Below are 7,095 nucleotides of genomic sequence, written 5' to 3'. Positions count from 1 at the left end.
GGCCGGGTCTGCCGTGCGGGTGCGGCCGGGGCCCGGTGCGCCGGTGGCGCAGGGCTGTTGGAGCGCGGTCATGATCCCCCTCTTTCTTGACCGATCGGTTCAGTATTGAGGCGTAAGGAAGGGGTGCCGCCGAGGGCACCCCTTTGCTGGCGCGAGACGCGGTTCAGCCGCCGAGCAGCTTCAGCGCCTGCTCTGCCGCGTCCCGCACCCGCCCCGGATCGCTGGACGCCTTGCCGGCCACGCGGATCCCCTGCATCAGGACGACCAGCATCCGGGCGAGTGCGAGCGGTTCGCTGTCCGCGGGCAGTTCACCCTGTGCCCGCGCCCGGGTGAGCGCGGAGTGCAGGGGCGTCTCCAGGTGTTCCCAGCTGCGCTCGACCCTGCGCGCGGCATCACGGTCGTGTGCCGCGAGCTCGGCCGCGGTGTTGGTGACCAGGCAGCCGGCCAGGCGGGTCGTCTTGTCCGCGGCCTCCTCGGCGAACCTCCGCACCACCTCGCGTACGGCAGGCAGTACGGGGCCCGGCTGTGACAGCTCCTCGACGAGCAAAGGGTCCCTTGTCTCGCCGTAGCGGTCGAGTGCCTTCAGATACAGCTCGTGCTTGCTGCCGAAGGTCGCGTACAGGCTGGCCCGGCCGATCCCCAGATGCTCGGTGAGGTCGCTCATCGACGTCGCCTCGTAGCCGCGCCGCCAGAACAGCTCCATGGCTGCCTGCAGCGCCGCGTCGGGGTCGAACTCCTTGGTGCGGGCCATGCCGACGACTCTAGGTTCAATTGGAACGACTGGTCAAGTATTACTTGCCGGCGCCGAAGGAACGGGCGCCTCCGAGCGGAGTGTGTGATTCGTGTGGTGGGAGTGGGAGCGCTCCCGCTACGGTCGTGCCGCATCCTTCAACTCGACGTACAGGGGGGAAAGTTGATGAGGAGAGGGAACAGGAGACCGGTGGTACGGGGGCTGCTCGCGGCCGCCGCGGCGCTGGGGCTCGTCCTCGGGGCGGGTGGCCCCGTGCAGGCGCAGCCCGTGCTCGTGGAGGTCCTGGCGGACGAGCCGGGCGGGCTCTCGATGACGGTCAAGCACGAAGGGCTGGTGCCCAGGCCCGTCTACGACCCCGTTGCCGACTCTGCCGAAGGGCCGCGCAAGTGTCAGCTGAGGTACCACGAGTACTACCCGACCGACGGCTGCGGAGGGTTCACCGTCAGCACCACCCTGCACGGCGTGCGCGAGCTGCCCGGCTATCTCGCGGGGAACCTCGGCAGCGACGGGTTCTCCGCCGCCGCCGACACGGCCAGGACCTTCGGCTGTACCGCGGCCGACGGCAGCTTCGACTGGAGCACGTCCTTCGTGGTGCGCACCACACAGCAGCCGCTCAGCTGGGTGTACTACCACGGTGACGCCGGCTGGGTCGTGAGTGCCCATCGCTCGGATCCGACACGGGAGTTCGGCCCGGGGTTCTTCCTGAACTTCGAGGCCGTCGACTTCACCTGCCCCGAAGGGCGTTCGCGGGTCCAGTACGGACTGAAGGTCAGCAACATCACCGTCTCGACCCCGGAGACGAACGACGTCTTCGGCAAGATGACCTGGCGCGCGGAGGGGCCCTTCTACTGGTGACGGGCCCTCCACGGGTCCTGGTGACGGACCCTCCACGGACCACCGGTGCCTACTGCTGACCCAGTCGCACCTCGTACGCCTGGACGGCGACCTCCTCGTCGTCCAGGCACCGCCCCGACTCCAGGTCGAAGCGCTGCTTCAGGAGGGGCGAGGCCACGAAGGCGCGTCCGGCGGCCGAGCCGATGAGTCCCCGCGACAGCACCGACGCCCCGGTGAACGGATCGCGGTTGTCGATCGCGTACGCCCGTCCCGAGCGGTCGATGAAGAGCGCCGCGTGGCGGCCGTCCGGGAGCAGGGCCGCCACCCCGCGCCCGGGCTGCACCGCGCCGGCCGGGCAGACGGTGAACCAGGCGTCGTCCAGCTTGAGTTGGAGGTTCATCGGGCGGTCAGCGCTCCTTCGGGGATCAGGACCTGGAGGTCCGGCTTCATCTGGTCGCGCTCGGCGACGAACTGGACGGTGGGGTCGGGCGTGCCCGGCGCGTTCACGAAGGACACGAAGCGCGACAGGCGGTCGGGGTCCTGGAGGGTCTCGGCCCACTCGTCCCGGTAGCCCGCGACATGGGCGGCCATCAGGGACTCCAGCTCGTCGCAGAGTCCGAGCGAGTCCTCGACGATCACCTCGCGCAGGTGGTCGAGCCCGCCCTCCAGGCGCTCCAGCCAGCTCGCCGTGCGCTCCAGGCGGTCGGCGGTGCGGATGTAGAACATCAGGAAGCGGTCGATCAGACGGATCAGCTCGGTGTCGCTCAGGTCCTGCGCGAGCAGGTCCGCGTGGCGCGGGGTCATGCCGCCGTTGCCGCCCACGTACAGGTTCCAGCCGCTCGCCGTGGCGATCACACCGAAGTCCTTCGACTGGGCCTCGGCGCACTCACGCGCACAGCCGGAGACCGCCGACTTCAGCTTGTGGGGTGCCCTCAGGCCCCGGTAGCGCAGCTCCAGATCGATGGCCATACGGACCGAGTCCTGCACTCCGTAACGGCACCAGGTCTGCCCGACGCAGGACTTCACCGTACGGAGCGCCTTGCCGTACGCGTGCCCGGACTCGAAGCCGGCGTCCACCAACCGCGCCCAGATGCCCGGGAGTTGGTCGACCCGCGCGCCGAAGAGGTCGATGCGCTGACCGCCGGTGATCTTCGTGTAGAGGCCGTAGTCGCGGGCCACCTCGCCGATCACGATCAGCTTCTCGGGCGTGATCTCACCGCCGGGGATGCGCGGCACGATCGAGTACGAGCCGTTGCGCTGCATGTTCGCGAGGAAGTGGTCGTTGGTGTCCTGGAGCGCGGCCTGCTCGCCGGCCAGGACATAGCCGTCCGCGCCGATCGCGGGGGCGAGCGAGGCGATGATCGAGCCCACGGTCGGCTTGCAGATCTCGCAGCCCTCGGTGCCGCGGGCCGTGTCCCGTCCGTGCTCGTCGAGCAGTCGCGCGTACGAGGTGATGCGCTTGACCTTGACGATCTCGTACAGCTCCGCACGCGTATGGCCGAAGCAGCCGCACAGGCCCTTGTCGCCGCTCTGCGGGAGCAGCTGCAGGATGGTCTTGACGCAACTGCCGCAGCCCGTACCGGCCTTGGTGCACGACTTGACCTCGGGCATATCGGAGCAGGCGGCGATCGCGCCCTTGGTGACGTTGTGGCACGAGCAGACGATCGCGTCGTCGGGCAGCGCGTCCGGGCCCAGCTTCACCGGACCGCCCGCGCCGGCCGGGAGCACCAGCTGCTCGGGGGAGACGGGCGGCACGCTGCCGGTCAGCGGCCGCAGCATCCCGTACGCGTCCGCGTCACCGACGAGCACGCCGCCGAGCAGCTTGCCCTCGGGGTCGATGACCAGCTTCTTGTACGTGCCCGAGCGCGAGTCCGCGTAGACCACGTCGAGGCAGCCCTCGGTCGCACCGTGCGCATCGCCGAACGAGGCTACGTCCACGCCGAGCAGCTTCAGCTTCGTCGACATGTCGGCACCGGTGAACGATCCCGGGAACCCGGCGATCGCGTCCGCCGCCGCCTCGGCCATCGCGTAACCCGGCGCCACGAGCCCGTAGACCTTGCCGTCCACGGTCTGCGCGCACTCGCCGATCGCGTAGACCGCGTCGTCGCTCGTACGGCACTCCTCGTCGACCTTGATCCCGCCGCGCTCGCCGACATCGAGGCCGCAGTCACGGGCGAGCTGGTCACGCGGCCGTACGCCGGCGCTGAACACCACCAGATCCGTGGGGAGTTCGGTCCCGTCCGTCAGGCGCATCCCCGTGACGCGGCCCGCCTCATCCGTCACGATCTCCTGCGTACCCGCTCCCGTGCGCACATCGAGCCCCATGCGCTCGATGGTCCTCAGGAGCGCCGCGCCGCCGCCCTCGTCGACCTGCGCGGGCATCAGGCGCGGCGCGAACTCCACGATCTGTGTGGACAGTCCGAGCCCCTTGAGCGCACCGGCCGCCTCGAGCCCGAGAAGCCCGCCGCCGACCACGGCGCCCTGGGTGGCGTCCTTGGCGTAGGTCTCGATCGCCTCGAGGTCCTCGATGGTCCGGTAGACGAAGCAGCCCTCGGCGTCCTTGCCCGGAACCGGCGGCACGAAGGGGTACGAGCCCGTCGCGAGGACCAGGATGTCGTACGCGAAGGTGCGGCCCGAGTGCGTGCTGACGGTCTTCGCCGCGCGGTCGATGCTCTGCGCCGGCTCGCCGAGGTGCAGCTCGATGCCGTGCTGTTCCATGAAGTCGGCGGGTGTGAGGGAGAGTTCGTCGGCTGAGGTTCCCTCGAAGTACGAGGTCAGATGGACGCGGTCGTACGCGGCGCGCGGCTCCTCGCACAGCACGACCACCTGGTGGCTGTCGGCGACACCGCGCTCGACGAGCGCTTCCAGGAACCGCTGGCCGACCATGCCGTGGCCGACGAGCAGAAGGGTGGGCCGATCGGCGGCCTCGAGGATGGGCGGCATGTCAGAAGCCTCCGTCGTGGGTGAGCAGATGGTGCAGTGATGCGTCCTGGGGCAGCGGCTCTGCGGCATCCCAGGCTTCGGCGAGTGCGCCCACGGCGCCGAGCTCACCGAGCAGCACCCCGCCGACGAGCCGGTCGTCACGGACGACGACCTTGCGGTACGTGCGGCGGGTGGCGTCGGTCAGGCGGATCACGTCGTCGCCCTCGCGGATTGACGGATCGCCGAACGTGGCCAGATCCAGGGGGAGTTGACCCGCGTCGCTGAGGGTCAGACGGGTCAGGGAACGCGTGCCCTCGTAGGTGCTCTTGCCGTGGTGCAGGAAGTCGGCCAGGGCGTCGGCCTGTTCGAGGGCGGGTGTGGCGAGGCCGTACGTACGGCCTCGGTGTTCCGCGCAGTCGCCGATCGCGTGGATCGCGGGGTCGCTGGTGCGCAGCTCGTCGTCGACGACGATGCCGCTCCGGACCTCGAGTCCGGCCTCGCGGGCGAGCTGGGTGCTGGGCCGCACGCCGCAGGCCAGCACGATCAGATCGGTGCCGAGTGCGTACCCGTCGGCGAGCGCGACGCCGACGGCCCTGCCGCCCTGCGTCCGCACTTCCCTCACGCGGCACTCGGTGTGCACCTCGACGCCGCGTAGCTTCAGATGTTCCCGTACCAACTCGGCTGCCTCGGCGTCGAGTTGCCGCTCCATGAGGTGCTCGCCCTGCTGTGCGAGCACCACCTGCGCGCCGCGCTCGGCGAGCGCCTGCGCACACAGCACACCGAGCAGCCCGCCGCCGATGACGACGGCGCGCGCCCCTTCCCGCACCGCCTCGTCGAGGGCGAGGCAGTCGTCCATGGTGCGGAAGGCGTGCACGTTCTCCGGCAGCCCCTGGGCCAGGCCTCGCAGGGCGGGCAGTACGGGGTTGGAGCCGGTGGCGAGGACGAGGGAGTCGTAGGGGAGGGGCTCGGCGTCGGCGAGGTGCACCTTCTGTGCGGTGCGGTCGATGCGCACGACACGGTCGCGGACCACAGGACCTGGGTCGGGCAGCGCCGTCACCTGCGCCGGATAACGGCCCGCGAGCACGTCGGCGAGCAGCACCCGGTTGTACGGGGCGTGCGGCTCGGCCCCGACGAGTGTGACCTCGGCGTCGCTCTTGGCCAACCGCAGGCCGAGCCGCGCCCCGGCGGTGCCGGCCCCGATGACCACGATGCGCTGTCCCATGCCGTTCAGAGTGCGCGTCGGGTGTTGCCCCACCGGATCGTCTCGGTTTCCCGTTGGGAACGGGGAACTCAGCGGGGTGGGGGGTGGGGTGTGAGGTGGGGTGGGGGTGCGTCGTGCTCCATGCTCTTAGGCCGGCCTCCGGCGCCCGATGCGCCGATATGCGGGGACACGACCTCACAGCTCGTTCAGATGCTGATGAGCCGCCCTTCTGAAGGCGTTGAGAAGGAGATCCGCCTGATTGAAGCGGTTCGCAACGAGCTCTTCCTCTTGAGCGTCCGGCGCATACACATCGGGTTCGGCCGCCCGTGGCTCGTACACGGAGGTGATCGTGTCCATGGCCAGGCGGAAGTGCCGCTGGGCTTCAAGCGCATGGTCGGCCACGCTCTGCGGGCCTTCAAGGGATACGAGGGCGGTGGCGTTGATGGCCCGGTCGAGGGCCTTGATCGCAGCTTGCTGAACCTTCTTGAACGCGTCGTGGTCCGAGACGTCGTCGGCCAGAGCCTCGGCGGCCCGCAGGGCGCCGGCGCCGGCCACCATGAAGGCCGCATACGCGTCGCGGCGCGATGCCCGGTGTTGCGCGTCCTTGATCGACTTGCGATTGGTCTCCGCTTCCTCGGCCGCCTGTTCCATCGACTTCCGCGTTGAGCGTGCGGCGATCCATGCGCTGCCCAGCGCGCCGATCAATGCGGCGGTGGCCGTGATGGCGGCGACCATGAGCAACACGCCGGTTGATACGCCTGACTTCATGCTTTCCCCCAAGGCAGGTAGTCGCCTGTGTGCGCAGAGTAGGGGAGCAACGGTGATCGGGTACCGAGGCAGCGGGTACTCCGATGAGCTGTGTCCGACCACGCCGCTGACGTGGCCGGATGGCACCAACCACTGACCGACAGCTGCCTGTCGCGCTTGCTGCTGCGATGGTCACCCGGTTCGACTGTGCCGTCCATGGATCCGAGGGGGAAGCCGGAGCGGAGTTCCCCGATTTCGACGACGTCATCATGGGACTCTGCCGCTGAACCGGCCGACGGCCCGGACGCCGCAGACGCCGGCCGAGCCTTTGCTGTTACCGGAACGGGCGGCCTCTGGACAGGGCCGTGAGGAGGCCGGTTCTTAACCGTCCTTGAGGCCATCCTCAAAGCAACCTTAAGGATCACCGGTAAGGCTCTGACCAGGTGTTTCTTCGGGGCCGGAGCGCCTATGTTCAGGCGCCGTGAGTACTGACGCAGCAGTTGGGGACGTGCCGTTCGCAGACGTGGCGGAGGCGGCCGGGCTTTCCAAGTACCCCGCGCTCGCCGCGTATCTCGAGCAGACCGAGGCGGTGGAGCAGCGGCGCGCGGTCGCCGAGCCGGCCGTGCCGCCGCGCCCTGCC

Annotated in this window: 6 protein-coding genes; 1 reads left to right on the top strand and 5 read right to left on the bottom strand. The window is 69.8% G+C overall.

Annotated features, from left to right (window positions below; all coding sequences use genetic code 11):
• Positions 1-163: 163 nt before the first annotated feature.
• The gene (locus ABT367_RS39970) at positions 164-751 is read right to left on the bottom strand and encodes a TetR/AcrR family transcriptional regulator (RefSeq protein ID WP_352258707.1); all 588 of its coding nucleotides are present in this window, start codon (positions 749-751) and stop codon (positions 164-166) included.
• A gap of 165 nt (positions 752-916) precedes the next feature.
• Here ABT367_RS39970 and ABT367_RS39965 point away from each other — a divergent pair, with 165 nt between their 5' ends.
• The gene (locus ABT367_RS39965; RefSeq protein WP_352258705.1) at positions 917-1,606 is read left to right on the top strand and encodes a hypothetical protein; all 690 of its coding nucleotides are present in this window, start codon (positions 917-919) and stop codon (positions 1,604-1,606) included.
• A 49-nt stretch (positions 1,607-1,655) separates the two neighbouring features.
• On the opposite strand, the gene nirD is transcribed toward ABT367_RS39965, so the two are convergent.
• From nirD to ABT367_RS39945, 4 genes are all read right to left on the bottom strand, one after another.
• On the bottom strand, positions 1,656-1,985 hold the full coding sequence (gene nirD / locus ABT367_RS39960; protein ID WP_165336942.1) for a nitrite reductase small subunit NirD: 330 nt from the start codon (positions 1,983-1,985) through the stop codon (positions 1,656-1,658).
• Positions 1,982-4,528, bottom strand: a complete 2,547-nt coding sequence (gene nirB, locus ABT367_RS39955) for a nitrite reductase large subunit NirB (RefSeq protein WP_352258703.1) — start codon at positions 4,526-4,528, stop codon at positions 1,982-1,984. The genes nirD and nirB overlap by 4 nt, the downstream gene beginning before the upstream one ends.
• A 1-nt stretch (position 4,529) precedes the next feature.
• Positions 4,530-5,729: an NAD(P)/FAD-dependent oxidoreductase gene (locus tag ABT367_RS39950; protein WP_352258701.1), complete on the bottom strand. Its 1,200-nt coding sequence runs from the start codon at positions 5,727-5,729 to the stop codon at positions 4,530-4,532.
• Between the two features lie 174 nt (positions 5,730-5,903).
• A complete protein-coding gene (locus ABT367_RS39945) occupies positions 5,904-6,476 on the bottom strand; it encodes a hypothetical protein (protein WP_352258699.1) in 573 nt (190 codons plus the stop codon).
• Between the last annotated feature and the right edge of the window lie 619 nt (positions 6,477-7,095).

It is taken from the genome of Streptomyces mesophilus (assembly GCF_040300965.1).
Classification (GTDB): domain Bacteria; phylum Actinomycetota; class Actinomycetes; order Streptomycetales; family Streptomycetaceae; genus Streptomyces; species Streptomyces mesophilus_A.
This window is presented reverse-complemented; position numbering and strand designations above follow the sequence as displayed.

What these genes read in the sequence shown, in the direction of transcription:
- nirB (WP_352258703.1), bottom strand. Translation starts at nt 4,528, where the DNA reads ATGCCGCCCATCCTCGAGGCCGCCGATCGGCCCACCCTTCTGCTCGTC.
- nirD (WP_165336942.1), bottom strand. Translation starts at nt 1,985, where the DNA reads ATGAACCTCCAACTCAAGCTGGACGACGCCTGGTTCACCGTCTGCCCG.
- ABT367_RS39945 (WP_352258699.1), bottom strand. Translation starts at nt 6,476, where the DNA reads ATGAAGTCAGGCGTATCAACCGGCGTGTTGCTCATGGTCGCCGCCATC.
- ABT367_RS39950 (WP_352258701.1), bottom strand. Translation starts at nt 5,729, where the DNA reads ATGGGACAGCGCATCGTGGTCATCGGGGCCGGCACCGCCGGGGCGCGG.
- ABT367_RS39965 (WP_352258705.1), top strand. Translation starts at nt 917, where the DNA reads ATGAGGAGAGGGAACAGGAGACCGGTGGTACGGGGGCTGCTCGCGGCC.
- ABT367_RS39970 (WP_352258707.1), bottom strand. Translation starts at nt 751, where the DNA reads ATGGCCCGCACCAAGGAGTTCGACCCCGACGCGGCGCTGCAGGCAGCC.